The following is a 24705-nucleotide window of genomic DNA, read 5'->3' on the forward strand; positions in this document are numbered from 1 at the left end:
GCGGACACCCACTCGAACGCTCGTGTCGGCCTGTGCGCTCGCGACGGCGCTTCTCGTCGCCGGATGCGGCGGCGACGGGGGCGGGAACACCGCCGGGGTGAGCGGCGCACTCCTGCCGCAGCCGGCGGCGGCCCAGGGGCCGAACCCCTTCACCCGCTCCTCGGCGACCACGCCACCGCCCTTCACCCGAACGCCCCAGCGGGACGCGACCGCCCCGAGGGCCGTCCCCGGCGACCTGCCGGGCCTCTACGGCGGCACCGAGCGCGTCGGCAGCTGCGACGTCGGACGGCAGATCGACGACCTGACCGCCGACCGGTCCAGGACGAGCGCCTTCGCGCGGGTCGCGGGCGTCCCCCCGGCCTCGGTCCCGGACTACCTGCGCGGGCTCGCCCCGGTCGTCCTGCGCGCCGACACCCGGGTCACCGACCACGGCTACCGCGGCGGCCGGGTGAGCGGCTTCCCGTCCATCCTCCAGGCGGGCACCGCCGTCCTCGTCGACCAGCGGGGCGTCCCGCGCGTCCGCTGCGCCGGCGGCAACCCCCTGACGCCTTCCGTGGCGATGCGGGGCGGCGCGGTCGCGGGCGGGCGGGCGTGGCCCGGATACCGGCCCGAGCAGGTGGTCGAGGTGACCCCCAGCGAGCAGCTCCTCACCCACCTCACGATCATCGACCTCGTCGACCACTCCTGGATCGAACGCCGGATCGACCACGACTGCCGGCGCGATCACGCCGTCACCGCGCCGGCACGGGAACCGCTGACTCCTACGGCGACCCCGGGCGACGACCCGGTGAGGAGGCCCGCACCGGACCGCGCGACCCCGACGATCCCCGTCCCGCCCGCCGCCACCGCCACCCCGCCGCCCAGTCCGCCGCCCGTCCCGCCGTCCACGACGCGGCCCGGGACGCCCGTGGTCCCGCCGGAGCGCACCTCTACGACCGTCCCCGGGGACCCCGAGGCCGATATCGGCCCCGAGACAGTCCCGGACGCCCCCGACCTGCCGGACGGCGGCGGGCTGATCCCCGACGATCCCGATGTCCCACCCCGGGTCCCCGACTCCCGGTCGAAGAATCGGACAAATCCTGGCAAGGTGGGCCCATGGTTGATCGGGGAGCGAGCGCCCTGTCACTCCCGGACGACTGGCCCGCCCACCCGGATCCGATCCTGGCGCTCAACCGCATGGGCAGCTTCGACTGGGACCTGGACACCGGTCTGTTCCACATGGACGCACAGGCCCACGAAGTCTTCGACCTGCGCCCCGACGAGTACGACGACAACCCCGTGAACCTCGCCGTCCGGGTGCCCACGGCCGAGGCCCACCGGCTCGATGCCCTGGTCGCACAGGCGATCAAGGACGGCAGCGAGAACTACGGCACCTACTTCCGCATCCGCTGCCGTGACGGCACCCTGCGCTGGACCCACACCCAGGGCTACATCCGGCGCGACGAGTCGGGCCGCCCGCGCCGGATCGTCGGGATCGTCCGTGACGCCACCCAGGAGATGGGCGAGCTGGAGGTCCGCCGGGAGCAGGCCGCCCAGGACGAGGCCCAGCGCCGGCAGACCAACGTCGTCCAGCTCACCACGGCCGCCCTCGCCCACGCCCGGACCGTCCAGGACGTCATCGACGTTCTCAAGGACACCCACGGGCTCACCCACCTCGGCGCCACCAGCCTGGTCATGGGCCTGGTCGAGGCCGGCCGCATCCGGCTGATCGCCGAGGGCCCCGCGGGCAGCTTCGTACCCGGCACCGACGTCACCCGGATCGATGAGCCGTACCCGATGAGCGAGGCCGTGCGCACGCTCAGCCCCCGGTTCATCGAGTCGCCGGAGGAGTTCGCGGACCGCTACCCGATCCTGTGGCCGCACATCACCGGCCTCAACATCACCTCCGCCGCCTATCTCCCGCTGATCGCCGAGGCCCGCCCGATCGGCGCCATGGGCCTGCTCTACAGCGACCGGTACGGCTTCACCCCCGAGGACCGCAACGTCCTCATCGCCCTCGGCAGCAGCATCGCCCAGAGCCTTCAGCGGGCCATGCTCTACGAGCAGGAGAAGGACCTCGCCACCGGCCTCCAGCAGGCCATGCTGCCGCGGACCATTCCGAGCGTCCCCGGTGCCGACGTCGCCGTCCGCTACCGGGCCGCCAGCGCCGAGGGGGCTCTCGGGCGGGACATCGGCGGCGACTGGTACGACCTGATCCCGCTGCCCGGTGGCCGCGTCGGCGCCGTCATCGGCGACGTCCAGGGCCACGACACCCACGCGGCCGCCGTCATGGGCCAGCTGCGGATCGTGCTGAGGGCCTACGCCGCCGAGGGCCACACCCCGGCCACGGTGATGGCCCGCGCCTCCGTCTTCCTCCACGAGCTCGACACCGACCGCTTCGCGACCTGCCTGTACGCCGAGGCCGACCTGGCCACCGGGGTCGTCCAGGTCGTGCGCGCGGGCCACATCGACCCGCTGGTCCGCCGCGCCGACGGCAGCTGCCGCCGGGTGACCGTCGACGGGGGGCTGCCGCTCGGGCTGTCCGCGGAGTTCGGGCAGCTCGACTATCCCGTCGCCACCCTCGAACTCGATCCCGGGGGCACTCTGCTGCTGTGCACCGACGGCCTGGTCGAGGAGCCCGGTGCCGACCTCGACGACGGCATGCGGACCCTCACGCGCCTCATCGCCATGGGTCCCGCCGACGTCTGGGAACTCGCCGACCGGCTCATCGACGTGGCCGAGGAACGCGCCGGCGACGACGACGTGGCCCTGCTCCTGCTGCGCCGCCGCGACCAGGACGCCCCGCAGTCCGGCAGCCGCCTGCGGCAGCACGTGGCACCCGGGGACCCCGAGGCCCTCACCCAGGCCCGGCACATGATCCGGACCGCGGTCGGCACCTGGGGCGCGCGGGAGCGCTCCGACGAGATCGAACTGGTCGCCGACGAACTGATCACCAACGCCCTGATGCACACCGAGGGCGCCGCGATCGTCACCCTGCGGGTCCTGACCGGCTCCGACCGGCGGATGCGCGTCGAGGTCGAGGACTCCTCCAGCGCCCTGCCGCGCCGCCGGGAGGCGGGCGAGTCGGGGGTCTCGGGCCGCGGCCTGCTCCTGGTCGACCTGCTGAGCGACGTCTGGGGCGTGGAGGCGCGCGGCGGCGGCAAGTGCGTGTGGTGCGAGTTCGTCGTACCGGAGCGGCCCTGACCTGACCACGGCGGCCCCCGGTGGCACTCTGGACCTATGCCGGAACTCCCCGAGGTGGAAGCGCTCAAGGACTTCCTGACCGAGAACCTGGTCGGCCACGAGATGGTGCGCGTGCTGCCGGTGGCCATCAGCGTCCTGAAGACGTACGACCCTCCGCTCAGCGCCGTCGAGGGCCGCGAGGTGATCGCCGTGCACCGCCACGGCAAGTTCCTCGACCTGGAGACGGACGGCGGCCCGCACTTCGTCACCCACCTGGCCCGCGCGGGCTGGCTGCACTGGAAGGACCGCCTGCCCGACGGCCCGCCCCGTCCGGGCAAGGGTCCCCTCGCCCTGAGGGTGGCGTTGGAGACCGGCGCGGGCTTCGACCTCACGGAGGCGGGTACACAGAAGCGTCTCGCGGTGTACGTGGTGGCCGATCCCCAGGAGGTTCCCGGCATCGCCCGGCTGGGCCCGGACCCGCTGGCCGAGGACTTCGACGGGGCGAGCTTCGCGGCCCTGCTGAAGGACGAGCGCCGGCAGCTCAAGGGCGCCCTGCGCGACCAGACCCTCCTCGCCGGCGTGGGCAACGCCTACAGCGACGAGATCCTGCACGCGGCGAGAATGTCCCCGTTCAAGCTGGCGGCCTCCCTGACCCCCGAGGAGACGGAAATCCTCTACCGGGCCCTGCGCACGACCCTCACCGAAGCGGTGGAACGATCGAGGGGGGTGGCGGCGGGCCGCCTGAAGTCGGAGAAGAAGTCCGGTCTGCGCGTCCACGGCCGCACCGGCGATCCGTGCCCGGTCTGCGGCGACACCATCCGGGAGGTCTCCTTCAGCGACTCCTCCCTCCAGTACTGCCCCACCTGCCAGACGGGCGGCAGACCACTGGCGGACCGGAGGCTGTCGAGACTGCTCAAGTGACCGGACGTCGTCAGCCGGGCTCCAGCGTCACCAGATGGTCCCCGGCCGACGTCCTGACCTCGTAGTGGTCGATCTGGTCGGAGTGGAAGGTGGAGCTGCCCATCATCGTGTTGTCGCTGGTGGCGTGCCCGGTGGCGTTCCAGCCGGTGACGGTCTCCTCCTTGCCGTCGTGGCTGATCGCGACGAGGTGACAGGCACGGGGGCCGGACTCGTCCTTGACCCTGAGCTCCACCTGGGTGCCCCAGTCCTCGTCCTCGGCGGTGACCTGGGCCCACACACCGGAGCGGGCGTCGGTGGCCTCGATGCTCGTGGTCCGCGCCGCGTCGCCGCCCGCCGTCATCGCGAGGCTGGAACCGCCCACGGTCAGGACCACCGAGGCGGCCACCGCGTACAACAGGCGCCTGCGGCGTGCCCGGTGCCGGGTCGCGACCTCGCCCAGCAGGCGGCCCAGGAGCTGGGGGCCGGGCTGGGCCATCGGGTGCACGGGCCGCGGTGTCGCCCGCCGGTACAGCATCATCTGACGGGTCACAGGACCGAACTCGGTCACGTGTGCCGCGCACTTGGGGCACTCCATGAGGTGGTCCTCGAAGCGGAAGGCCTCCGCCTCGTCCAGCACGCCGAGCGCGTACGCGCCGACGTCGCGATGCCTCTCCAAGGACCTCATGCGGAAACCTCGTGCCGTTGAGTGTGGGTGGGGTTACTCCTTGCTCCCACCGGTACGCACCAGCCCGCCGAATCACTCAAGGCCTACACAGAATCGTGACCAAGGGATTCGGAGCGGTCGGCCCCGCGGATTGGTCCGATTCCGAAGGAATCTAGAAGAGGTGGATGGCGAGGTGGCCGAGCGGCAGACCGAGCTGCCAGGCCGGTGTCCACACCTTCGGGCCCTCGTCCTCACCGACCCCCGCACCGCCGCCCGGCACGGCGTTCAGATCGGGCGCCAGCAGCTCCGTCTCCTCCAACCAGCGCCAGGCAGCGGCCGCGAGTTCGAGGTCCGCGGCGGGCTCGCCGGTGGCGACCGCCTCGGCGGTCAGCGCGGCCATCCGCTCGCACACCCAGTCCTGCCACGGCTGGTCGTACGCCGTCAGTGACAGCCAGTTCTCCAGCTGCGAGACGACCTGGATGCCGGAGAGCTCTCCCTCGGTGTCGGCGAGGAAGACGGTCAGCGCCAGCGCGTCCCGTCCGGCCCGGAACTCGAAGGACGTCGGCGGCATCAGATCGCCGGAACGCAGCAGCTCGTCGGCGATGTACTCGGCGTACAACCAGGCCATGGGGACGACGAGGTCGCCCCCGCCGGTGCCGTCCGTGCCCTGTTGACCTCTGTGCAGCATCCCTTCCTGCCTTCCTCCGGTGCGTGCGCGTCGCCCGACCCCGGGCTCCCAGTCCGGAACACGGATAGGGACACCCGATTACTCAACGGGGGTCCTCAGCAAGGCGCTTTACGGAGGTTTGACTTTCCCATTGGTTTCACCGCAGGTCGGCCGCGTATCCCGGAAGCACCCGGCGCAGGGCGCGCAGCGCGTAGTACGCGCGGGACTTCACGGTACCGGGCGGAATCCCCAGGATTTCGGCGGCCTCCGCCACACTCGCCCCCTGGAAATACACCAGCACCAGGACTTCACGGTGCTCCGGAGTGAGTGTCTTCACAGCCTCGCGTACGTCGAGGGCGGCGGCCGCCCGCTCGGCGTGATCGGCGCACACCCGCGCGTTCTCCAGCACCGCGTCGCCGACCTCGGCGGGACGCGCCTGCCGGGCTCGCCGCGCGTCGATCGCGAGTCGCCGTCCCACGGTCAGCAGCCAGGGCCGTACGGAGTCGAAGTCGTCGGCGCGCAGCGCCTCGGGATGCTGCCAGGCGCGCACGAGGGTCTCCTGCACCAGGTCCTCGGCGCGTTGCCGGTCGCCGTCGCTGAGCCGGAGGAGGAGCGCGAAGAGGGGCCGGCCGTGCTCCCGCTGCAGTGCGGCGAGCTCGTGCTCGGCGGTCGTCCCGTTCGTGAGGGTGGTTCCGGCCGTCATGGCCGTATGGCACCCCAGCGCGGGGCCGGGGGACAGGGCACGCACAAGGATCTGCGGCGGACGGTCGATCGCGTCGACGAACGGTTCGGTGAACGGTCCCTTCCGCGTCCCGGCGGCATCCGTTCCGCGTCCCTTCCGCCCCGGACGGGTCAACAAGGCGGCCGGGCCGTTTGGGGACACGGACAAGCTCATACCTATTCGTCAGTAAATATGACCTGAGTGGGGTGAGCTGATGATTGCACGCAGACGGCAGGTTGCCCTGGCCCTCACGGCCCTTCTCGCCGGAGGAGCGGCCTGCCAGGCGCACGGCCACGAGACACCCGGCCGCCCGGCCCCGCCCGCCGCCGCGGCGCGCGGTTTCACGCTCGTCGCCTCCGGTGACGTCCTGCCGCACAGCTCGATCATCGACCGGGCCCGCTTCGACGCGAGCGGGGCCGACTATGACTTCCGCCCGATGCTGGCCGGCATCCGGCCCGTCGTCTCCCGCGCCGATCTGGCGCTGTGTCACATGGAGACCGTCTACGGAGCGAACGGCGACTACACCGGCTACCCGACCTTCAAGTCACCGCCGGAGGTGGCCCAGGGACTCGCCGCCACCGGCTACGACGGCTGCTCCACCGCCTCCAACCACAGCCTCGACGACGGCGCCGACGGCATCCGCCGCACTCTCGACGCCCTGGACCGCGCGGGCGTACGGCACGCCGGTTCGGCCCGTACCGAGGGCGAGGCGCGTACGGTCACCGTCCTGCGCGCGGGCCCGGCCAAGGTCGCCCACCTCGCCTACACCTATGACACCAACGGCTTCCCGCTGCCCCAGGGGCAGCCCTGGGCGGTGAACCTGATGGACGGGAACAGGATCCTGGCGGACGCGCGGGCCGCCCGGAAGGCGGGCGCCGACGTGGTCGTCGTCTCGCTGCACTGGGGCACCGAGTGGCAGGACGCGCCCGACGAGCAACAGCTGGCCCTGGCCCGCGACCTGACCGCCGCCCGCACCGGCGCACGACCCGACGTCGACCTGATCCTCGGCACCCACGCCCATGTCCCGCAGGCGTACGAGAAGGTCAACGGCACCTGGGTGGTCTACGGCATGGGCGACCAGATCGCCGGCGAGATGTTCAACCACGAGGGTGCCCAGGACCCACGCGGCAACCAGTCCACCCTCGGCCGCTTCACGTTCGCCCCGCCCGCCCGGCCCGGCGAGCGCTGGCGGGTCGCGAAGGCGGAGTTCGTGCCGCAGATGTTCGACGTGGACGCCGGCCGGGTGGTGAACCTCAACGAGGCGATCGCGCAGGGCGCCGATCTGAGCGGCGTGCGCGACCGCATCCGGGAGGTCGTGCTGAGCCGGGGCGCGGGCAAGGACGGGCTCACGATGGGCCGGTAGGTCAGTCCACGTCCACGTGGTCGAAAGTGCGCAGCATCTCCTTCAACACCCGTACGCACGCCTGGAGTTCGGCATCAGTCAGCTGGCCGCCGCCGACCTGCCGGTTCAGGGCGTGCTCGCGGGCGAGGATCGCGGTGATGACGGCCACGCCCTCGTCCGTGATCCGGATCAGCGAGGACCGCTGGTGGGCGGGGTTGGGCGTGGCCTCGGCCCAGCCCCGGTCCATCGCCTCATTGGTCATGCGCTGCACGAACTGACGGGTCAGCGCCATGAGCCGAGCCATCTGAGGAACCGTCATGGGCCCGTACCGGTGCAACAGGACGAGGACGGAACGCACGCCGACGGACACCCCTCCGGCCACCTCGTCCTGCTCGAGTTTGCGCAGGCCGCGTCGGTAGAGCGCGCCGACGAGGTCGAACACCTCGCTGACCCGGTGGCCGAGATCGTCGGGGGGCAGTGGTTCGTCGATGTCCTTCACCCGATCATCATGCACCGGTTCATCATGACAACTGGGTTGTCAAAGCTTCTCACACATGACACCTTGGTTGTCATGACAGCTGCTTCGGAACTGAGCTTCTTCGCGTCCGCCGACGGGGACATCGCCTACCGCGACACCGGAACCGGGGACCCCGTGGTCCTGCTGCACTCCGGCTATGTCGACCACCGCCTCTTCGAGGCCCAGACACCGGCCCTCGCCGCCGAGTACCGCGTCATCGCGGTGGATGTCCGCGGCCACGGCTGGACCGCCAACGCCACCAAGCCCTTCCGCTGGGCCGACGACCTCGCCGATCTGCTGCGGCACCTGGACGCGGGGCCCGCGGTCCTGGTCGGTGTCTCCATGGGTGGGGCCGTCGCCGGGGACACCGCGATGGAGTATCCGGAACTGGTCCGCGCGATCGTGCTGAGCGGGTCCTCGGTCAGCGACTTCCAGTACACCCAAGAGTGGACCCGCAAGATCGTGGCCGAATCACAGAGAACTCTGTACTCGGGCGACATCGAGGGCTGGCTGAAGGTGTTCCTCGCGGGCGCCGGCGGTCCGTTCCGCTCGCCGGACGAGGTCGACCCGCGCATCCTCGACCACTTGCGCGAGATGGCCCTGCACACCATCTCCAAGCACACGCCGGGCGAACGGAACTGGCACGTGCCCATGACGGACACCTGGGCCCGCGTCCCGAAGATCGACGTCCCGGTGCTCACCGTCAACGGCGCGCTGGACTCGCCGGACTTGCTCGTCGACGCGGAACGCTTCGCGGCCACCGCCCAGAATGGCCGCTCGGTCGTGGTGGAGGGCACCTCGCACTTCCCGAACCTGGAGAAGCCCGAGGAGTTCAACGCGATCGTGCTGGACTTCCTGCGCTCGCTCTGACGCCCCGCCGACGGCGACAATGCGCGAACCGGCCTTCGACGCCGGGGTCCGCCCGCTCGACGCGCTCGCCTGACCCCGAACGGGCCTACGGCACCACGGTCACCGGCCACCGCCCCGCCTTGACCAGCCGTACCGCGACGGATCCGACGATCCGGTGGCCGGCCTGCTCCGAGGCGCCGACGACCACCGCGTCGGCCTTGAGTTCGTCGGCCGCCTTCGTCAGCCCGCTGTAGGGGTCGCCGCGGAAGGTGTGGAACTCCCAGCGCACATCGAATATCCCCTTGTTCTGCTCGGTGGCGAGCCGGATCTGGGCGACCAGGTCCTCGGCGATCTCGTCCGTGGTCTCGGCGACCGGAGCCCCGAGCGCGGCCCCCGAGGCGATCACCGGCTGGACGTACACCACGGCGAGCAGCGCGTGCTGCCGCCGGGCCAGGCCCCCGGCGTAGGCCGCGGCGCGGAGCGAGGAGTCGGAGCCGTCCACGCCGACGACGATGACCTTGGGCCCGTCCGTGCCCCGCTCGAACTGGTGCGAGTGCTGTTCCGTCACGGCTGTGAGGCTATCGGAAGCCGCAGGTCCGGGCGGCATACGGGACCCCCGTCCACATCGGTGCGCAAGCTTTGCGGAAAAGGGGCACCCGGAGGGCGGGCCGCGAACGGGCAGCACCGAAGCCCGCCGCCGCCCTCGGCGCCCGGCCTCGACGGAGGGGACGAGGCCGGGGCCGAAGCCCCTCCGGCCCCTCCACGACGTCCTCCTGACGTTCCGCCATGCCGCCCGGAGCGTCTGCGCTGGGCCGTGCGGGTGTATTCGTGGAGCCGCACCGGTGTTGCTGAGGTGCGTCGGCGCTCTGCCGGGCGACTGATGAGTCATGACGAAGGATCAGTTGCTCACACGGCTGTCGTCGAAGGCGACGGCGGTGCTCACGCGGCGCCGGGCCCTGCTGGTCGGCGCGGCCGCGGTCGGGGCCGCCGGCACGGCCGGAGTGCACGCGGCACTCTCGGGCCAGGAGCCGGTCCGGCCGGCGCCGCCCGCCGCCGGCCCACCGGCCCACCGCGCGCTCAAGCCCTCGGCCTACCGCCTCCAGCCCCTGACCGGATACGGCCCGCCGCACACCGCCCCCAGGAAGACGCTCGTCCGCCACGAGCCGTTGCTGAAGGTGTCCGGACGCGGCCGGACCATGGTGCTGACCTTCGACGACGGACCCGACCCCCGCTACACCCCGCACATCCTGGACACGCTGGCCGAGTACGACGTCCGCGCGATGTTCTTCGTGTGCGGGGAGATGGCGGTCGACAACCAGGACCTGCTGGCCCGGATGGCCGACGAGGGACACATCGTCGGCAACCACACCTGGTCCCATCCGCTGCTCACCCGGCTTCGCCGCTCCCGCATCCGCTCCGAGATGGAACGCACCAGCGACGTCATCGAGGACGCCTACGGCGAGCGTCCCGAATGGTTCCGGGCTCCCTACGGCGCCTGGAACCGGGCCGCGTTCCAACTCGGCGCCGAACTCGGCATGGAACCCCTCGCCTGGACCGTCGACACTCTCGACTGGACCACCCCGGGCACCCGCCGCATCGTCGGCGCGGTGGAGCACGGCGCCGCCCCCGGCGTCGTGGTGCTCTCGCACGACGCCGGGGGCGACCGCTCCCAGAGTGTCCGGGCGCTGCGCGCCTATCTGCCGCAGCTCATCGATTCCGGCTATCACATCACCGTCCCGCGACGGCAGTACGTATAGACGTACAGCCGAAAACGCGCCCGCCCGGTCGGGGAACGCTCAGCGGACCTCGACCAGGCGGGCGAAGGCGACGACGTTGCCCGCGTATCCGTTCTGCTTGGAGAAACCGCCTCCGCAGGTGATCACCCGCAATTCGGGGGTTCCCTTGGAACCGTAGACACGGTCGCCGGGGAAATTGTTCTTCTCGAAGACCTCGATGCCGTAGATCTCGAAGATCGCCGTCTTTCCGTCCTGGCGCCTGATCTCGACGCGATTTCCCTTCTTCAGGGCCCCGAGTCCGTAGAACACGGCGGGGCCCTGTTTGTTGTCGACATGGCCGACGACGACCGCGGTGCCCTTCTCGCCGGGGGACACCGCGCCGGTGAACCAGCCGGCCAGGTTCGGGTCCTCCGGCGGTGGCGCGCCGACCCAGCCGTTCGGGTCCAGGCCGACCGGCACCATCGGCGCGTCGACCCGGATCGCCGGGATGGAGACCCGGTCGGGCGCGGCGAACGGCAGAGGAGCGGGGGCGTTGTCGAAGACCGTGCCGTGCACCCGGCTGTCCGCCGCGGCCGCCGACGCGGGCTGGGGCGGACCGACGTCGAATTCCCCCGAACCATTCCGAATGAGCGCGAGGCCGGTCAGCAGAACAAGCGCTATCACGCCCCAGGGAGCGCGCTTCCTCCGCTGCTCCTCCTCTTCGGCCAGCCCGGCCAACTCGGACGCAGACATTGACTTCCCCTCTCGACGCGGCCGTCGCCTCGTCATTCGCGCATACGAGAACGCTAAGTCCCGCGCGCGAAACCGGCGACGGGACCGCGGCGAACGGGTGGCCCCCGAACGCGGGTGGTGCGCCATCCGAGTTGCCGTGAACAGGAATTTTCTGACGGTCCGTGACCTGCAGAGATATCCGATTGTGTGCTTTTCGTTCGGCGTGTCCTCTCCGCCGTACGGACCAGCGCCGAAATGCGGGCTTGCGCACAGCATCTGAGGGTCTGTCTGGGAGGCGTTTTCTCGCCGATCCACCGGGGACCGTTCCCGGGGCGTCTCCCGCGGAGGATTCACATGCGTACTACTCGTGCCCTGGCGGCCGCAGGCGCCGCGGTCGCCGTGCTCGGACTCACCGCCCCGGCGGCCGTCGCGCGGGACGGAATGAACCTGAGCCCGAGCAATGTCGTCGCCCTTCCCAACGTCATCGCCCGGGGCGGGCAACTGACCATCACCGTCAACAACTGCACCGGCAACGCCACCGCGAGCTCGGACGCCTTCCGGACGATCCGGCTGCGGACGGGGGCCGGCAACCTGGCGACGGGACGCGCCACGGTCAACCGGAACGCCCGTCCGGGATCGCACAGCATCAGCGTCGTCTGCCGCAACGGCACCGTGATCAATCCCACAGCCTTCACCGTCATCGGCGGTGTCCAGGGTGGTCTCGGCGGCAGCAGCTCCTCCGGGGCCACCCCGACCGACATGGCCATCGGGAGCGGGCTGGTGGCCCTGGCCGTCGTCGGCGGCGGGGTGTTCTGGATGCGCAGGCGGTCCGAGAGGCACATCTGATCTCCACCGGCTCCGCCCCGGACTCCGAGAGGACCGGGGCGGAGCCCTGTGCGGCCGGAAGAGCCGTCAGGCGCCGTCGTCGCCGGCGCGGCGTCGGGACAAGTGGTACGCCGCGCCGACCGACCCCGCGATCAGCAGGGCCCCCATGCCGAGTTCCTTCACGTCGAACCCGGCGAAACTGCCGCCCTCACCGGCGTGCACACCCCGGTCGGGGTTGAGCGGCACGGGCGTGGGAGTGAGCGGGTGGCCGCCTGCGATGGTCAGGACCGTGGAGCCGCTCACGCCGTCGCAGGTGAACGTCACCTTGTAGACGGCACCGGGCTTGGCGTCCCAGTCGACCACGACCGTCGCCTGGCTCTTGTGCGGCGGGATGATGACGGTGTCGAACACCGCCGACGCGACGGTCGCGGAGCCCTTGCAGCCGCCGTGGTTCCGCTCCAGCAACAACGTCACCTGGTCGCCCGCGGAGACCGTCGAGGGCAGGACGCTGAAGCCGAAGGGTGTGATGGTGGTGTCGCCCGTCGCCACGGCGGCCGGTGCGGAGAACGTCAGGGCGGTCACGCCCAACAGTGCGGCCGAAGCGAGGCGTATCGCGCGCATGGTGGTTCCTCCGGTACCCGAGGAGCAGCCGCGGATCTTTTCCGCCTGAGTCAGAAATGCACCTCGATGACCGAAACGCTAGGAACAGGTGTGCGTTCGCGCGATCGCTGTCCCTCCGAATGGGGCATCCGTGTGGGCCGCTCGGGGGACGCCTACGGCGTGTCGGACACCGGACGTCCCCCTGCGGTCCTCCCGTGAGAGGCCGTCAGCCCTTGATGTCCGGGAACAGGGCGAAGAACGGCTCCGCCGACGCCGTGATGCCACGGCTGTAGGGCGCGTCGAAGTCCCAGATCAGGAAGAGCAGAAAGGCGATCAGCGCGGAGAACAGGCCGGCCAGGATCAGCTCACGGGCCGTACGCCGGATCTGCAGCGCGAAGACCATCCCGATGGTGACGACGGCTCCGCCCAGCAGACCGAACCAGACCACCCCTGGCATGGTGGGCTCGACCGAGTCCGCGCGGGCGTTGCGGGCCTGGTCCACGGCGGCCACCTGGTCGACGAGCGGCTGGTAGGCCTGGGCCTCGAAGTCGCTCTTCGGCTCGTAGGAGGTGACGTCGGTACGGATCCGGTCGAGGAGCTCGGTGCCCCGCTCGGTCATACGGCGGTGGTCGGCCATCTCCTTCCACTCCGTCGTGGCAACGTGTCCGACATAGGCGTTGACATCGGCCCGAATGCGGTCACGGACGTCGGACGGATAGACCTGCACCCGCTCCGAGATCTCGTGCAGCGCCTGGGCCTCCGTCTGGACGTGGTCCTGGGCGGCGCTGCGGGCCTCCCACACGCCCGCGATGGCCAGACCCAGGACGATGGCGTACACCACCCCGATCCACATCGTCATGTACTCGATGACGTCCGGGGTCTCGCTGGGATCCTCGTCCACGGGCGCCGCCTTGTGGCGGATGAGCGTGATGACGACCACCACCGCGCACGCGGCCAGCATCGCGAGGATGAGAACAAGCCATTCCGGCAAGGGATGCCTCCAGGGTCGGCACTAGCGGGGCCGCAGCGCGGCCACGGCGACCACCGCGGGCGCGGTGATGAGCAGGACGTAGATCACGGGCGAGGTCGTGCTGTGCGTGGGCCGGTCGGGGGCCTTCGCATGGTGGTACGCCGGGTAGGCCACCGCGGGCGCGGAGGGGCCCGGTGCCGGGCTGGGCGGCGGCGTCCGCGTCGGGGTGGGAGTGGGGGTCGGGGTGGGCGCGGGGGGTGGTGCCGGCCGCGCCCGGGGCGGCGCCGGCTGTGGCGCCGGTGCGGGCGGCGGGGGTGGTGGTGGCGGCTGCGGGGTCGGGGTGGGCCTGGGCTTCGGGGGCTTCGGCGCGGGAGGTGGCTTCGGGGTGGGGTCGGGGGAGGGCGTCGGAGTACAAGGGGGCTCTGGGGGTGTGGGGGTCGGAGTGGGCGTGGGCGTCGGGGTGGGCGTGGGTGCCGGTTTCGGGCAGGGCGGGGGAGTGGGCCACGTGAGGCTTCCGGCGACCGCCACCACCTCCGCGCCGTCGGGACCGACCGAGGCGTAGGCGCAGGCATCCGCCTCGGCGACCCGGGCCGTGGGGCCGATGAGCGCCCACGTCAAGGCCAGTAGGGCCAACACACGTATGGCAATGGCGGATTGGGGCGATTCGGGTCGATGCACGACGCAGATCATGAGGCCTGGCGCACCGTGTCACGCGCGGGCACGAAGAGATTGCTCCGAAGGAGGGATAAAAGATCGCCCGATGTTTGAATCCTGGGCGTTCGTCCGTCCGGCGAGGCGTATGTCTGTGCGGTCCGAGGCGGGTGTGGTCACAGCGTCCGAAAAGAAATATGCGGGACGGTTGAACACAACCCCTGCTCCGGTGCGTACCCATTGTCGTGCGGCGGCGCAGCAGGGCGCTGCAACACCCTTTTGAATTTTGGGGAGTTGACGATGAAGACCTCCTGGCGGAGCGCCTCACTCGTGGCAAGCGCCGCGGCGGTGCTGGCATTGACGACGGCGTGCGGTCAGGAAAGCGGCGGCTCGTCGGTGGGCAGCCAGAACGTCGGAGCCACCGCCGCGGCGGGCAGCTACGGCGGTGTCGGCTCCGGTCTCGGGACCGGCACCAGTGCCAGCCCCACGGCGAGCTCGACCGCGATCGGCCAAGGGAATCTGGGAGCCCAGTCGGCCTCGGCCGGCAAGTTGCAGGTGTCCGCGAACGCCGAGCTCGGGGACGTGTTGACCGATGCCACCGGTCTCACCCTCTACCGCTTCGACGAGGACACCGCCGAGCCGCCGAAGTCGAACTGCAACGGCGACTGTGCCACGGCCTGGCCGCCGGTGCCCGCGGACGATGCCTCGGCCGGTGCCGGTATCGACAAGGCGCTGCTCGGTGAGGTGACCCGGGCCGACGGCAGCAAGCAGCTGACCATCGGCGGCTGGCCCGCCTACCGCTATGCCAAGGACACCAAGGCCGGCGATCTGACGGGCCAGGGCGTGGGCGGCAAGTGGTACGCGCTGGCGCCCACGGGCAAGAAGGCGTCGGTCGCCAGCCTGCCCGGACTGTCCACGCGCAACGACCCGAGCCTCGGCGAGATCGTCGTCGACAAGAACGGCATGACGGTCTACCGCTTCGCCAAGGACAAGGCCTGGCCGGAGCCGGTCTCCAACTGCACCGGGGCCTGCCTGGAGAAGTGGCCGGTCGTGGCGCCCGTGTCGACGAACGACACCAAGGGCGTCCAGAAGAAGGGCCTGATGAGCTTCACCCGTTCCGACGGCGTCAGGCAGCAGACGGTCAACTGCTCGCCGATCTACACCTTCGCGGCCGACAAGAAGCCCGGTGACACCAACGGCCAGGGTGTCGGCGGCACCTGGTACGCCGTCCGTCCCGACGGAAAGATGGTCGGCGTCTCCGACAAGTGACACCGGCCCCACCCGATCCACCGGTCCGACCTCTCCGCGCCGCACGGAGGGGTCGGACCGGTTTGCCGTCATTTCCCGCAACTCCCCGCGATTCGGCGCCCGTTCCGGAACTCTCCGGAGCGCGGCGCCTACGTTTCGTGAAGAATCGGCAGCCGCTTCCGAGCGGCACGTGCCGCAGGCAGTGACCGGGAACGGACGGTCAATTTCCGTTTCCGCTCGCTCCATTGGCGGGCGATCAGTAGCCTCAGCTCGAACACCGGATCGCCTACGCCTTGGAGAGATACATGGAGCGTCCCGCCTGGGCTCCCCGGAACATCGACATCTCGGTGCCGAGCGTCGCGCGTATCTACGACTTCTACCTGGGCGGTTCGCACAACTTCGAGGCCGACCGGGAGGCCGCCCGCCGGGCCATGGAGCACGCGCCGGGGCTGCCGAAGACCATGCAGGCGAACCGGGCGTTCCTGCGGCGGGCGGTGCGGTTCGCCGCCGAGGAGGGCGTCACCCAGTTCCTGGACATCGGTTCCGGCATTCCGACCTTCGGCAACGTCCACGAGGTGGCCCAGAGTGCCCGCCCCGGCGCCCGGGTCGTCTACGTCGACCACGACCCGGTGGCCGTCGCGCACAGCCAGGCGGTCCTGGAGGGCAACCCGGACGCGGGCGTCGTCGCGGCGGACCTCCGTAAGCCCCAGGAGATCCTTTCGAACGCCGAGGTCCAGGGCCTGATCGACCTGAACCGGCCGGTGGCGCTGCTCCTCGTTGCCATACTGCACTTCGTGGAAGACGCGGACGACCCGTACGGAGCAGTGGCCGAACTGCGCGACGCGCTCGCGCCCGGCAGCCTGCTGGTGCTCACGCACGCCTCGTACGAGGGAATGCCGCTTCCGCCGGAGCGGGCCGAAGGCGCGGTGGACGTGTACAAGGACATTCGCAACCCGCTGATCATGCGCTCGCGCGAGGAGATCGCGCGGTTCTTCGAGGGGTACGACATGGTGGAACCGGGACTGGTGTCGCCGCCGCGGTGGCGGCCCGATTCGGCGACCTGGAACCCCGACGACGAGGATCCGTGGGCCTTCGCGGGGTTCGCCGGCGTGGGGCGTTCCGCGTGATCGCCGAGCCGGACGGGCCGGAGGACAGACTGCGCCGGTTCGCGACGATCTGGAGCCGGGCCGTGTTCCCGGTGACCTCGACGTCCGCGACCCGGCCGGAGTTCGAGGAACAACTGCTGCCGCTGGCCCGCCGGTTGAGCGGGGCACTCGCGGCCAGGACCGTCGACACGGACGAGGGCCGGGCGATCGGCGCCGCCCTCGTCGACGCGCACTGCACGGACCCGGAGGCGCTGAGCCGCTCCCTGGACTGCGTCGACGCCTATCTGGTGCTCTACTGCGGCGGCGACGGCGACCGCGAGGACCTGCGGTCCCGGTCGGCCCGTCTGCAGCACGCCATGGCCGCCGGGTTCGCGCAGGCGTTGCGCGAGCGGACGCTGGCCGAGCAGGAGGCCATCGCGCAGGCCGCCCTGCAGGCGCAGGGCGCGGTGGCACAGGCGCTGCACGCGACCGAGGCGCGATTCCGGGCGGTGTTCGAGGGCGCGGCCATAGGAATCGGCATCGCCGACCTGGACGGCAACGTCCTCCAGGTCAACGGCGCGCTGCTGCGCATGTTCGGCCTCACCGACCCGACGATGCGCGGTCGCAAGGTCCAGGAGTGGACCCACCCCGAGGACGCGCCGCAGACCTGGAAGCTCTACGACGAACTCGTCCGCGGCGAGCGCGAGCACTACCACCTCGAAAAGGCCTTCTACCGCCCGGACGGAACGGTCCTGTGGACCAACCTGACGGTCTCCCTGCTGCGCGACGCCGACGGCGCCCCGCAGTACCAGCTCGCCCTCATGGAGGACACCACCGAGCGCCGGCTGCTCAACCTCCGGCTGCGCTACGAGGCCACGCACGACGCCCTCACCGGGCTGCCCAACCGCACCCTGTTCTTCGAGCGCCTGGAGAAGGCGCTCAGCGCCGGCGAGGGCCAGCGGTTCGGCCTGTGCTACCTCGACCTCGACGGCTTCAAGACCATCAACGACAGCCTCGGCCACGCGGCCGGCGACCGGCTGCTCGTCGAGGTCGCCGACCGGCTCCAGTCCTGCGCGACCGCGCCGGGCGAGATGGTCGCCCGCCTCGGCGGTGACGAGTTCGTGGCGCTGACCACCGGCCCGGACACCGAGAGCGAGGTCGACGACCTCGCGGCCCGCATCATGAACGTGCTGCTCGCCCCGGTCCGTATCGACGGCCGGGAGCTGACCGTCCGCGGCAGCATCGGCATCGTCGAGGGTCCGGCGGGCGAGCGGGGCCCCGCGGAGGTGCTGCGCAGCGCCGACATCACGATGTACCGGGCCAAGTCGGCGGGCGGCAACCGCTTCGAGCTGGCCGATCCGGAGGCCGATGCCCGCGCCATCACCCGGCACGGGCTGACCACGCAGCTGCCCGCGGCCCTGGAGCGGGGCGAGTTCTTCATCGAGTACCAGCCGCTGGTGCACCTCGGCGACGGCAGCGTCCGGGGCGCCGAGGCGCTGGTGCGCTGGCTGCACCCGCAGCACGGCGTCCTCGGCCCCGACCGGTTCATCCCGCTCGCCGAGCACACCGGACTGATCGTGCCGCTCGGCCGCTGGGTCCTGGAGCAGTCGGTGCGGCAGGCCCGCGAGTGGCGAGAACGGTACGGCGAGAACACGGCGGGCGGCCCGCTCCGCATCAACGTCAACCTCTCGCCCTGCCAGCTCACCCACCCCGGCCTGGTCCAGGACACCGTGGACATCCTGGAGCGCGCCGGCGTCGACCCGGACGCGCTCTGCCTCGAAGTCACCGAGTCGGCCCTCATCGGCGCCGACGACGACCTGCTCAAACCGCTGCGCCAACTCGCCGAGATGGGCGTCGACATCGCCCTAGACGACTTCGGCACCGGCTACTCGAACCTGGCGAACCTGCGCCGCCTCCCGGTCAGCGTCCTCAAGCTGGACCGCTCCTTCACCCGGAGCATGCAGCAGTTCCCCGCCGACCCGGTCGACCTCAAGATCGTCGAGGGGATCGTCTCCCTCGCCCACGGCCTGAACCTGGCGGTGACGGTCGAGGGCGTCGAAACCGGGGCCCAGGCCGAGCAGTTGCGGATACTGGGCTGCGACACGGCCCAGGGCTGGTACTACGCCCGCCCGGGCCCGCCGGAGCGGCTGCACCAGCTGGCCCTGGTGGACGCGGCGGGCTGAGTCCCGCCACTGCTAGGGCAGCGGCAGCGAGCGCAGGGAGCCGTGGGTGCGGGCCATGACGACGATGTGGCCCGTGTCCCCGCCCGGCGCGAGGATCACGGGGTATTCGCCGCCTCTGGTCTGCGAGTACGCCGCGGACATGCGGGGCGCGGCGGTTCCGGTCCCCTGCGGACCGGCGTGCAGGTCGATCGTGATCACGCGGCCCCGCGTGGTGCGGTCGTTGACGGGGGTGAAGGTGACGAACCGGCCGTCGGCCACGTCGGCGTCCGCCTCGGTGGCGTACGTGCTCCACAGTCTGCGGTCGTTCTCGAGGTCGTACGCGAACCAGTTGCCCGCGCTCGTGTCCTCGGCGCCGGCCTCGTACAGCACCAGGACCCCGTCGTCGGAGATCACCCCGCGTACCGGCTTGTCGATCGTGTTCCTCGGGGTGGGCAGCGGCCTCAGCGTCGCCGGATCCAGGCGCCGCATCCGCGCGAAGGTGTCCCCGGCGGAGAACGGGCTGCCGGTGCAGACCAGGTAGTGGCCACCGGTGACGAGGTGCGGGCACTCGACGCCGGTGGGGCTGACCGCGAGGGTGGCGCCGGTGCGGGCGTCGCGGGCGGTGAGCCGGGTGCCGTCGGCCGTGTAGACGCGGCCCCCGAAGGCGGCCAGGGGTTCGCCCGTGCTCCAGCCGACGGTCCGGTGCCATAGGGCCCTGCCGTCGGACGCGCGAACGGCGTCGAGGACGGCGGCGGTGCCGGTGAAGGGATCCGGTGCGTGCAGGGCGTAGACGACCCCGTCCGCAGCGCCGAGGGCCAAGTAGGCGCGGCCGGTGGGCAGTCGATGGGTCCACGCCTGCGCACCCGTCCGCAGGTTCGCCGCGCGGAGCCTGCCCGCGACCCCGGTCACGGCCCGTTCGTCGGCCGCGTCGACGAGCAGTCCGGCGCTCTTGCCGCGGTCGCCCGCGGGCACGGTCCAGGTGATACGGCCGTTGGCCCGCGAACGCCCCACGAATCCACCGGAGTCGGTCGCGCACACCACCTGGTGCGCCGTCGCGCCGCAACTGCCGTGGGCCTCCCGGCTGGAGAGGGACGCCGTCCACGCCCGCCACGGGCCCGAGACGGACGTCGAGGTCAGCTCCACCGTCGGCCCCGAGGCGCCGGACGGTGACGAGCCCGCTGGGCTCTTCGGCCCGCCGGACGCGGTGTTCCCCGCGCACCCCACCAGCACCAGCAGTGCCGCGCCCACCGCAACGATCCGCCGCTTCATCCCCGCCCACCCCCCGTTCGAGAAGGCCTCATGCTACGACGGCTCAGCGCTCCAGCAGCATCCGCTGCAACTCCCGTGCCGCCCGCGGCGGAGCCACATCGCTGCGGTGCGCCAGCGCGATCGTCCGGTGCAGGCCCGGCCGGGCGAGCGGGGTGACCCGCAGCCCCCGCCCCGAGCGCGTGGCGACCATCCGCGGCACGACGGCCACGCCCAGCCCCGCCCGCACGAAGCCGAGGACCGCGTCCATCTCCCCGCCCTCCACCGCGAAGTCCGGCTCGAACCCCTCGGCACGGCACGCGGCCACGGTCAGTTCCCGCAGGTCGTAGCCGTGCCGAAACATCACCAGCGGTTCGCTCTCCAGATCGGCGACGCGGACCGTACGGCGGCCCGGACCGCCGGGCGCGGCCGCCTCCGGCGAGGAGACGACGACCAGGTCCTCACGCAGCAGCTCCACCGTCGTCAGCGCCGGGGACGGCGACGGCAGCGGGAGGACCACCAGCGCCAGGTCGAGGGCGCCGCGCGCGAGCAGCCGTACGAGATCGTGGGAGCCACCCTCCTCGATCATCAGCCGGATGCCGGGGTAGCGGTCGTGGAAGGCGCGCAGCACGTCCGGCAGCAGACCGGTGCACAGGCTCGGGGTCGCGCCCAGCCGGACCCGGCCGCTGCGCAGCTGCACCAGCTCCTGCACCTCGTGCCGGGCCGTGTCCGCGTCGGCCAGGATGCGACGGGCCAGCGGCAGCAGGGCCTCACCCGCGTCGGTGAGGGTGATGTTGCCGCGCGCCCGCAGGAAGAGATCCGCCCCGAGCTCCCGCTCCAGCGCCTTGATCTGCTGGGACAGGGACGGCTGCGCCACATGGACCAGATCGGCGGCGCGGGTGAAGTGCCGGGTCTCGGCGACCGCCACGAAGTACTGGAGCTGCTGGAACTGCATCCTCGTACGATAGCCGCTTCCTATGGAATCGAGCCGAACCATGTCTTGGACCGATCGGGGGCCCGGGCTCTAGCGTCTTGACCCATGGCTCTGGCAACGCGGACGGCCCGGCGGCCGTCCATCGCCCGCACGGTATGGGACAGCTCCGTCGGCAAGAAGACCGTGATGGCCGTAAGCGGCCTGATCATGCTGCTGTACCTGGTCGTCCACATGATCGGGAATCTGAAGATCTTCTTCGGGGCGGGCGAGTTCAACCACTACGCGCACTGGCTGCGTACGGTCGGCGAACCCTTCATGCACTACGAGTGGACGCTGTGGCTCATCCGGATCGTGCTGGTGGTCGCCGTCGTCGCGCACGCCGTCTCGGCGTACCAGCTCAGCCGCCGCGACATCCGGGCGCGGCCCGGCAAGTACGTCCACAAGAAGCCGCGGGCGAGCTACGCGACCCGCACCATGCGCTGGGGCGGGATCATCCTCGGCCTGTTCATCGTGTGGCACCTCCTCGACCTGACGACCGGCACCGTGCACTCCGGCGGCTTCCAGGAGGGCCACCCGTACCAGAACGTCGTGGACACCTTCTCCACCTGGTACGGCAACGTCATCTACATCGTCGCGATGCTCGCCCTCGGCCTGCATGTCCGGCACGGCTTCTGGGCCGCCGCCCAGACCCTCGGCGTCGGCAGCCGCACCCGCGACCGCGCCCTCAAGGGCGTCGCCAATGTCCTCGCACTGCTGCTCACGGCCGGCTTCATCGCCGTACCCGTGGGTGTCATGACCGGAGTGGTGAGCTGAACATGACGTACACCGACTATCGGAGCGGCGAACCTGTCGTCGACACCAAGGCACCGAAGGGCCCCATCCGCGAGCGTTGGGACAAGCGCCGTTTCGAGGCCAAGCTCGTCAACCCCGCCAACCGGCGCAAGCACACCGTGATCGTGGTGGGCACCGGCCTCGCGGGCGGCTCCGCGGGCGCCACGCTCGCCGAACAGGGCTACCACGTCGTCCAGTTCTGCTACCAGGACTCCCCGCGCCGCGCCCACTCCATCGCCGCGCAGGGCGGCATCAACGCGGCCAAGAACTACCGCAACGACGGCGACTCCATCCACCGGCTGTTCTACGACACCGTCAAGGGCGGCGACTTCAGGGCGCGCGAGTCCAACGTCCACCGCCTGGCACAGATCTCGGTCGAGATCATCGACCAGTGCGTGGCGCAGGGCGTGCCCTTCGCGCGGGAGTACGGCGGTCTGCTCGACACCCGCTCCTTCGGCGGCGTCCAGGTTTCCCGGACCTTCTACGCCCGCGGCCAGACGGGTCAGCAGCTCCTGCTCGGCGCGTACCAGGCGCTGTCGCGGCAGATCGCCGCCGGGAACATCGAGATGCACCCGCGCACCGAGATGCTCGACCTGATCGTCGTCGACGGACGGGCGCGCGGGATCGTGGCCCGCGATCTCGTCACCGGGCGCGTCGACACGTACTTCGCGGACGCGGTGGTCCTGGCCTCGGGCGGCTACGGCAACGTCTTCTACCTGTCGACGAACGCCATGAACTCCAACGCCACCGCCATCTGGCGGGCCCACCGGCGGGGCGCCCACTTCGCCAACCCCTGCTTCACGCAGATCCATCCGACCTGCATCCCGCGCACCGGTGATCACCAGTCCAAGCTCACGCTGATGAGCGAGTCGCTGCGCAACGACGGCCGGATCTGGGTGCCGAAGACCAAGGGCGACACCCGTCCGCCGAACCGGATCCCCGAGGACGAGCGCGACTATTACCTGGAGCGCATCTACCCGTCCTTCGGCAACCTGGTCCCGCGCGACATCGCCTCCCGCGCCGCGAAGAACGTCTGCGACGAGGGCAGGGGAGTGGGGCCGGGGGGACAGGGCGTGTACCTCGACTTCGCCGACGCCATCCGGCGCATGGGCCGGGCAGCCGTGGAGGCGAAGTACGGCAACCTCTTCGACATGTACCAGCGGATCACCGACGAGGATCCGTACGACGTGCCGATGCGGATCTACCCCGCCGTGCACTACACGATGGGCGGGCTGTGGGTCGACTACGACCTCCAGACCACCATCCCCGGCCTGTTCGCGATCGGCGAGGCCAACTTCTCCGACCACGGGGCCAACCGCCTCGGCGCCTCCGCGCTGATGCAGGGCCTGGCCGACGGCTACTTCGTGCTGCCGGCGACCATCAACGACTACCTCGCCCGCAACCCGCACCAGGACCCGGTGACCGGCGAACACCCCGCCGTGCAGGAGGTGCTGGCGGAGACGGAGGACCGGCTCAACCTGCTCCTCGCCGTCGACGGCGACCGCACGCCCGACTCCTTCCACCGCGAGGTCGGCGAACTCATGTGGGAGTTCTGCGGGATGGCACGCACCGGCTCCGGCCTGCGCAAGGCGCTGGAGCGCATCCCGCAGATCCGCGAGGAGTTCTGGCGGCGGATCAAGGTCCCCGGCACCGGCCAGGAGTTCAACCAGTCGCTGGAGAAGGCGAACCGTGTCGTCGACTACCTGGAACTCGCCGAGCTGATGTGCCTCGACGCCCTGCACCGCGCCGAGTCCTGCGGCGGCCACTTCCGCGAGGAGTCCCAGACCCCCGACGGCGAAGCCGCCCGCCGGGACGACGAGTTCGCCTACGCGGCGGCCTGGGAGTTCACCGGCACCGGCGAGGCCCCCGTCCTGCACAAGGAAGACCTGGTCTTCGAGTACGTCCACCCCACCCAGCGGAGCTACGCATGAAGCTCACCCTGCGCGTCTGGCGGCAGCAGAACGCCGACGCCGACGGCGCGATGTCCACGTACGAGGTGGACGGCATCTCGTCCGACATGTCCTTCCTGGAGATGCTGGACACCCTCAACGAGGAGCTCATCCTGCGCGGTGAGGACCCGGTGGCCTTCGACCACGACTGCCGTGAGGGCATCTGCGGGGCGTGCTCGCTCGTCATCAACGGCGACGCGCACGGGCCCGAGCGGACCACCACCTGTCAGCTGCACATGCGGTCCTTCTCGGACGGCGACACGATCGACGTCGAGCCGTGGCGGGCGTCCGCGTTCCCGGTGATCAAGGACCTGGTCGTGGACCGGTCGGCCTTCGACCGGATCATCCAGGCAGGCGGATACATCACGGCGCCCACCGGGTCGGCACCGGAGGCGCACGCCACGCCGGTACCCAAGCCCGACGCCGACTTCGCCTTCGAGCACGCCGAGTGCATCGGGTGCGGGGCGTGTGTCGCCGCCTGTCCCAACGGGGCGGCGATGCTGTTCACCTCGGCCAAGGTGAACCATCTGAACGTGCTGCCGCAGGGAGCGCCGGAGCGGGAGACCAGGGTCCTCGACATGGTCGAGCAGATGGACGCGGAGGGCTTCGGCGGCTGCACGCTCGCGGGCGAGTGCGCGACGGCCTGCCCCAAGGGCATTCCGCTGGTCTCCATCACCAGCATGAACAAGGAGTGGCTGCGGGCGACCCGGAAGGCCGCCCGACGCTGAGAGACGTTCGCCGACAAGGTGCGGACGGGCGGGGCCGGACGTGGTGCTCAAGTCCGGCCCCGCCAAGGTCATGAGCCGGGCCCCGCCCAGGTCACGTGGGGAACGCCTCATCGATCAGGTCGACCTCCCTCCGGCCACCGGCGGGACACCGGCCGGTCGACGGAGTCGCAGGCCCCGGACACCTTGCCCGAGCCGTTCAGCGTCCGCA

The 24705-nt window shown here is 71.2% G+C and carries 23 protein-coding genes and 1 pseudogene; 13 read left to right on the forward strand and 11 right to left on the reverse strand.

Annotated elements, in window-relative coordinates; all coding sequences use genetic code 11:
• Positions 1–97 precede the first annotated feature (97 nt).
• The 3 genes and pseudogenes from ACIRP7_RS05480 to ACIRP7_RS05490 all read left to right on the forward strand — a co-directional run.
• Positions 98–691: pseudogene (locus ACIRP7_RS05480) on the forward strand (DUF6777 domain-containing protein); the annotation flags it as partial.
• A gap of 404 nt (positions 692–1095) precedes the next feature.
• Entirely contained in the window at positions 1096–3183 is a 2088-nt protein-coding gene (locus tag ACIRP7_RS05485; protein ID WP_403654340.1) for a SpoIIE family protein phosphatase, read from the forward strand.
• Positions 3184–3219: 36 nt separating this feature from the next.
• Positions 3220–4083, forward strand: coding sequence for an Fpg/Nei family DNA glycosylase (locus tag ACIRP7_RS05490; RefSeq protein ID WP_403654342.1), 864 nt, complete (start codon positions 3220–3222; stop codon positions 4081–4083).
• 10 nt (positions 4084–4093) lie between these two features.
• Here the strand turns inward: ACIRP7_RS05490 and ACIRP7_RS05495 are convergent, their stop codons facing one another.
• The 3 genes from ACIRP7_RS05495 to ACIRP7_RS05505 form a co-directional block, all read right to left on the reverse strand.
• Complete coding sequence (locus ACIRP7_RS05495) at positions 4094–4747, reverse strand: zf-HC2 domain-containing protein (RefSeq protein ID WP_403654344.1); 654 nt, start codon at positions 4745–4747, stop codon at positions 4094–4096.
• Positions 4748–4898: 151 nt separating this feature from the next.
• The gene (locus ACIRP7_RS05500; RefSeq protein ID WP_403654346.1) at positions 4899–5414 is read right to left on the reverse strand and encodes a hypothetical protein; all 516 of its coding nucleotides are present in this window, start codon (positions 5412–5414) and stop codon (positions 4899–4901) included.
• A 136-nt stretch (positions 5415–5550) separates the two neighbouring features.
• Positions 5551–6096, reverse strand: coding sequence for a sigma-70 family RNA polymerase sigma factor (locus ACIRP7_RS05505; protein ID WP_028809221.1), 546 nt, complete (start codon positions 6094–6096; stop codon positions 5551–5553).
• A gap of 232 nt (positions 6097–6328) precedes the next feature.
• Here ACIRP7_RS05505 and ACIRP7_RS05510 point away from each other — a divergent pair, with 232 nt between their 5' ends.
• Positions 6329–7477 carry a CapA family protein gene (locus ACIRP7_RS05510; RefSeq protein WP_403654348.1) on the forward strand — a complete coding sequence of 383 codons (1149 nt, stop codon included), beginning with the start codon at positions 6329–6331 and terminating at the stop codon, positions 7475–7477.
• A gap of 1 nt (position 7478) precedes the next feature.
• Here ACIRP7_RS05510 and ACIRP7_RS05515 read toward each other — a convergent pair whose 3' ends face one another.
• The gene (locus ACIRP7_RS05515; RefSeq protein ID WP_403654350.1) at positions 7479–7955 is read right to left on the reverse strand and encodes a MarR family winged helix-turn-helix transcriptional regulator; all 477 of its coding nucleotides are present in this window, start codon (positions 7953–7955) and stop codon (positions 7479–7481) included.
• Positions 7956–8027: 72 nt separating this feature from the next.
• Between ACIRP7_RS05515 and ACIRP7_RS05520 the strand changes: the two genes are divergently transcribed.
• Positions 8028–8843: an alpha/beta fold hydrolase gene (locus tag ACIRP7_RS05520; protein ID WP_403654352.1), complete on the forward strand. Its 816-nt coding sequence runs from the start codon at positions 8028–8030 to the stop codon at positions 8841–8843.
• An 85-nt stretch (positions 8844–8928) separates the two neighbouring features.
• Here the strand turns inward: ACIRP7_RS05520 and ACIRP7_RS05525 are convergent, their stop codons facing one another.
• Positions 8929–9390, reverse strand: a complete 462-nt coding sequence (locus ACIRP7_RS05525) for a universal stress protein (RefSeq protein WP_037716497.1) — start codon at positions 9388–9390, stop codon at positions 8929–8931.
• Between the two features lie 319 nt (positions 9391–9709).
• Between ACIRP7_RS05525 and ACIRP7_RS05530 the strand changes: the two genes are divergently transcribed.
• Positions 9710–10579 (forward strand): polysaccharide deacetylase family protein, encoded by an 870-nt coding sequence (locus ACIRP7_RS05530; RefSeq protein ID WP_403654355.1) that lies wholly within the window; start codon positions 9710–9712, stop codon positions 10577–10579.
• 39 nt (positions 10580–10618) lie between these two features.
• On the opposite strand, the gene ACIRP7_RS05535 is transcribed toward ACIRP7_RS05530, so the two are convergent.
• Entirely contained in the window at positions 10619–11290 is a 672-nt protein-coding gene (locus ACIRP7_RS05535) for a class F sortase (RefSeq protein WP_403654357.1), read from the reverse strand.
• A gap of 333 nt (positions 11291–11623) precedes the next feature.
• Here ACIRP7_RS05535 and ACIRP7_RS05540 point away from each other — a divergent pair, with 333 nt between their 5' ends.
• On the forward strand, positions 11624–12115 hold the full coding sequence (locus tag ACIRP7_RS05540) for a hypothetical protein (RefSeq protein WP_403654359.1): 492 nt from the start codon (positions 11624–11626) through the stop codon (positions 12113–12115).
• A gap of 66 nt (positions 12116–12181) precedes the next feature.
• On the opposite strand, the gene ACIRP7_RS05545 is transcribed toward ACIRP7_RS05540, so the two are convergent.
• The 3 genes from ACIRP7_RS05545 to ACIRP7_RS05555 all read right to left on the reverse strand — a co-directional run bounded on the left by ACIRP7_RS05545 (position 12182) and on the right by ACIRP7_RS05555 (position 13838).
• Complete coding sequence (locus tag ACIRP7_RS05545) at positions 12182–12715, reverse strand: hypothetical protein (RefSeq protein WP_403654361.1); 534 nt, start codon at positions 12713–12715, stop codon at positions 12182–12184.
• Positions 12716–12920: 205 nt separating this feature from the next.
• The gene (locus tag ACIRP7_RS05550; protein ID WP_403654363.1) at positions 12921–13685 is read right to left on the reverse strand and encodes a DUF4239 domain-containing protein; all 765 of its coding nucleotides are present in this window, start codon (positions 13683–13685) and stop codon (positions 12921–12923) included.
• 21 nt (positions 13686–13706) lie between these two features.
• On the reverse strand, positions 13707–13838 hold the full coding sequence (locus ACIRP7_RS05555) for a hypothetical protein (protein ID WP_393597641.1): 132 nt from the start codon (positions 13836–13838) through the stop codon (positions 13707–13709).
• 777 nt (positions 13839–14615) lie between these two features.
• On the opposite strand from ACIRP7_RS05555, the gene ACIRP7_RS05560 reads away from it, so the two are divergent.
• From ACIRP7_RS05560 to ACIRP7_RS05570, 3 genes are all read left to right on the forward strand, one after another.
• Entirely contained in the window at positions 14616–15584 is a 969-nt protein-coding gene (locus ACIRP7_RS05560; RefSeq protein ID WP_403654365.1) for an SCO0930 family lipoprotein, read from the forward strand.
• Between the two features lie 284 nt (positions 15585–15868).
• Positions 15869–16690, forward strand: a complete 822-nt coding sequence (locus tag ACIRP7_RS05565; protein ID WP_403654367.1) for an SAM-dependent methyltransferase — start codon at positions 15869–15871, stop codon at positions 16688–16690.
• Entirely contained in the window at positions 16687–18831 is a 2145-nt protein-coding gene (locus ACIRP7_RS05570; protein WP_403654369.1) for a putative bifunctional diguanylate cyclase/phosphodiesterase, read from the forward strand. The genes ACIRP7_RS05565 and ACIRP7_RS05570 overlap by 4 nt, the downstream gene beginning before the upstream one ends.
• Positions 18832–18843: 12 nt before the next feature.
• On the opposite strand, the gene ACIRP7_RS05575 is transcribed toward ACIRP7_RS05570, so the two are convergent.
• Together ACIRP7_RS05575 and ACIRP7_RS05580 are read right to left on the reverse strand one after the other, a co-directional pair.
• Positions 18844–20079: a PQQ-binding-like beta-propeller repeat protein gene (locus ACIRP7_RS05575; protein ID WP_403654371.1), complete on the reverse strand. Its 1236-nt coding sequence runs from the start codon at positions 20077–20079 to the stop codon at positions 18844–18846.
• Positions 20080–20122: 43 nt separating this feature from the next.
• Positions 20123–21010 carry a LysR family transcriptional regulator gene (locus ACIRP7_RS05580; protein WP_403654373.1) on the reverse strand — a complete coding sequence of 296 codons (888 nt, stop codon included), beginning with the start codon at positions 21008–21010 and terminating at the stop codon, positions 20123–20125.
• Positions 21011–21130: 120 nt separating this feature from the next.
• Between ACIRP7_RS05580 and ACIRP7_RS05585 the strand changes: the two genes are divergently transcribed.
• From ACIRP7_RS05585 to ACIRP7_RS05595, 3 genes are read left to right on the forward strand one after another with little or no spacing between them, the layout of a single operon-like run.
• Complete coding sequence (locus tag ACIRP7_RS05585) at positions 21131–21802, forward strand: succinate dehydrogenase (RefSeq protein WP_403655114.1); 672 nt, start codon at positions 21131–21133, stop codon at positions 21800–21802.
• Between the two features lie 2 nt (positions 21803–21804).
• Positions 21805–23751, forward strand: coding sequence for a fumarate reductase/succinate dehydrogenase flavoprotein subunit (locus ACIRP7_RS05590; protein ID WP_403654375.1), 1947 nt, complete (start codon positions 21805–21807; stop codon positions 23749–23751).
• Positions 23748–24497: a succinate dehydrogenase/fumarate reductase iron-sulfur subunit gene (locus tag ACIRP7_RS05595; RefSeq protein WP_403654377.1), complete on the forward strand. Its 750-nt coding sequence runs from the start codon at positions 23748–23750 to the stop codon at positions 24495–24497. The genes ACIRP7_RS05590 and ACIRP7_RS05595 overlap by 4 nt, the downstream gene beginning before the upstream one ends.
• Positions 24498–24705: the final 208 nt, after the last annotated feature.

The organism is Streptomyces sp. NPDC102270 (assembly GCF_044766405.1).
Lineage (GTDB): Bacteria > Actinomycetota > Actinomycetes > Streptomycetales > Streptomycetaceae > Streptomyces.

What these genes read in the sequence shown, in the direction of transcription:
- ACIRP7_RS05545 (WP_403654361.1), bottom strand. Translation starts at nt 12,715, where the DNA reads ATGCGCGCGATACGCCTCGCTTCGGCCGCACTGTTGGGCGTGACCGCC.
- ACIRP7_RS05490 (WP_403654342.1), top strand. Translation starts at nt 3,220, where the DNA reads ATGCCGGAACTCCCCGAGGTGGAAGCGCTCAAGGACTTCCTGACCGAG.
- ACIRP7_RS05590 (WP_403654375.1), top strand. Translation starts at nt 21,805, where the DNA reads ATGACGTACACCGACTATCGGAGCGGCGAACCTGTCGTCGACACCAAG.
- ACIRP7_RS05500 (WP_403654346.1), bottom strand. Translation starts at nt 5,414, where the DNA reads ATGCTGCACAGAGGTCAACAGGGCACGGACGGCACCGGCGGGGGCGAC.
- ACIRP7_RS05505 (WP_028809221.1), bottom strand. Translation starts at nt 6,096, where the DNA reads ATGACGGCCGGAACCACCCTCACGAACGGGACGACCGCCGAGCACGAG.
- ACIRP7_RS05560 (WP_403654365.1), top strand. Translation starts at nt 14,616, where the DNA reads ATGAAGACCTCCTGGCGGAGCGCCTCACTCGTGGCAAGCGCCGCGGCG.
- ACIRP7_RS05565 (WP_403654367.1), top strand. Translation starts at nt 15,869, where the DNA reads ATGGAGCGTCCCGCCTGGGCTCCCCGGAACATCGACATCTCGGTGCCG.
- ACIRP7_RS05510 (WP_403654348.1), top strand. Translation starts at nt 6,329, where the DNA reads ATGATTGCACGCAGACGGCAGGTTGCCCTGGCCCTCACGGCCCTTCTC.
- ACIRP7_RS05535 (WP_403654357.1), bottom strand. Translation starts at nt 11,290, where the DNA reads ATGTCTGCGTCCGAGTTGGCCGGGCTGGCCGAAGAGGAGGAGCAGCGG.
- ACIRP7_RS05520 (WP_403654352.1), top strand. Translation starts at nt 8,028, where the DNA reads ATGACAGCTGCTTCGGAACTGAGCTTCTTCGCGTCCGCCGACGGGGAC.
- ACIRP7_RS05495 (WP_403654344.1), bottom strand. Translation starts at nt 4,747, where the DNA reads ATGAGGTCCTTGGAGAGGCATCGCGACGTCGGCGCGTACGCGCTCGGC.
- ACIRP7_RS05530 (WP_403654355.1), top strand. Translation starts at nt 9,710, where the DNA reads ATGACGAAGGATCAGTTGCTCACACGGCTGTCGTCGAAGGCGACGGCG.
- ACIRP7_RS05575 (WP_403654371.1), bottom strand. Translation starts at nt 20,079, where the DNA reads ATGAAGCGGCGGATCGTTGCGGTGGGCGCGGCACTGCTGGTGCTGGTG.
- ACIRP7_RS05580 (WP_403654373.1), bottom strand. Translation starts at nt 21,010, where the DNA reads ATGCAGTTCCAGCAGCTCCAGTACTTCGTGGCGGTCGCCGAGACCCGG.
- ACIRP7_RS05485 (WP_403654340.1), top strand. Translation starts at nt 1,096, where the DNA reads ATGGTTGATCGGGGAGCGAGCGCCCTGTCACTCCCGGACGACTGGCCC.
- ACIRP7_RS05540 (WP_403654359.1), top strand. Translation starts at nt 11,624, where the DNA reads ATGCGTACTACTCGTGCCCTGGCGGCCGCAGGCGCCGCGGTCGCCGTG.
- ACIRP7_RS05595 (WP_403654377.1), top strand. Translation starts at nt 23,748, where the DNA reads ATGAAGCTCACCCTGCGCGTCTGGCGGCAGCAGAACGCCGACGCCGAC.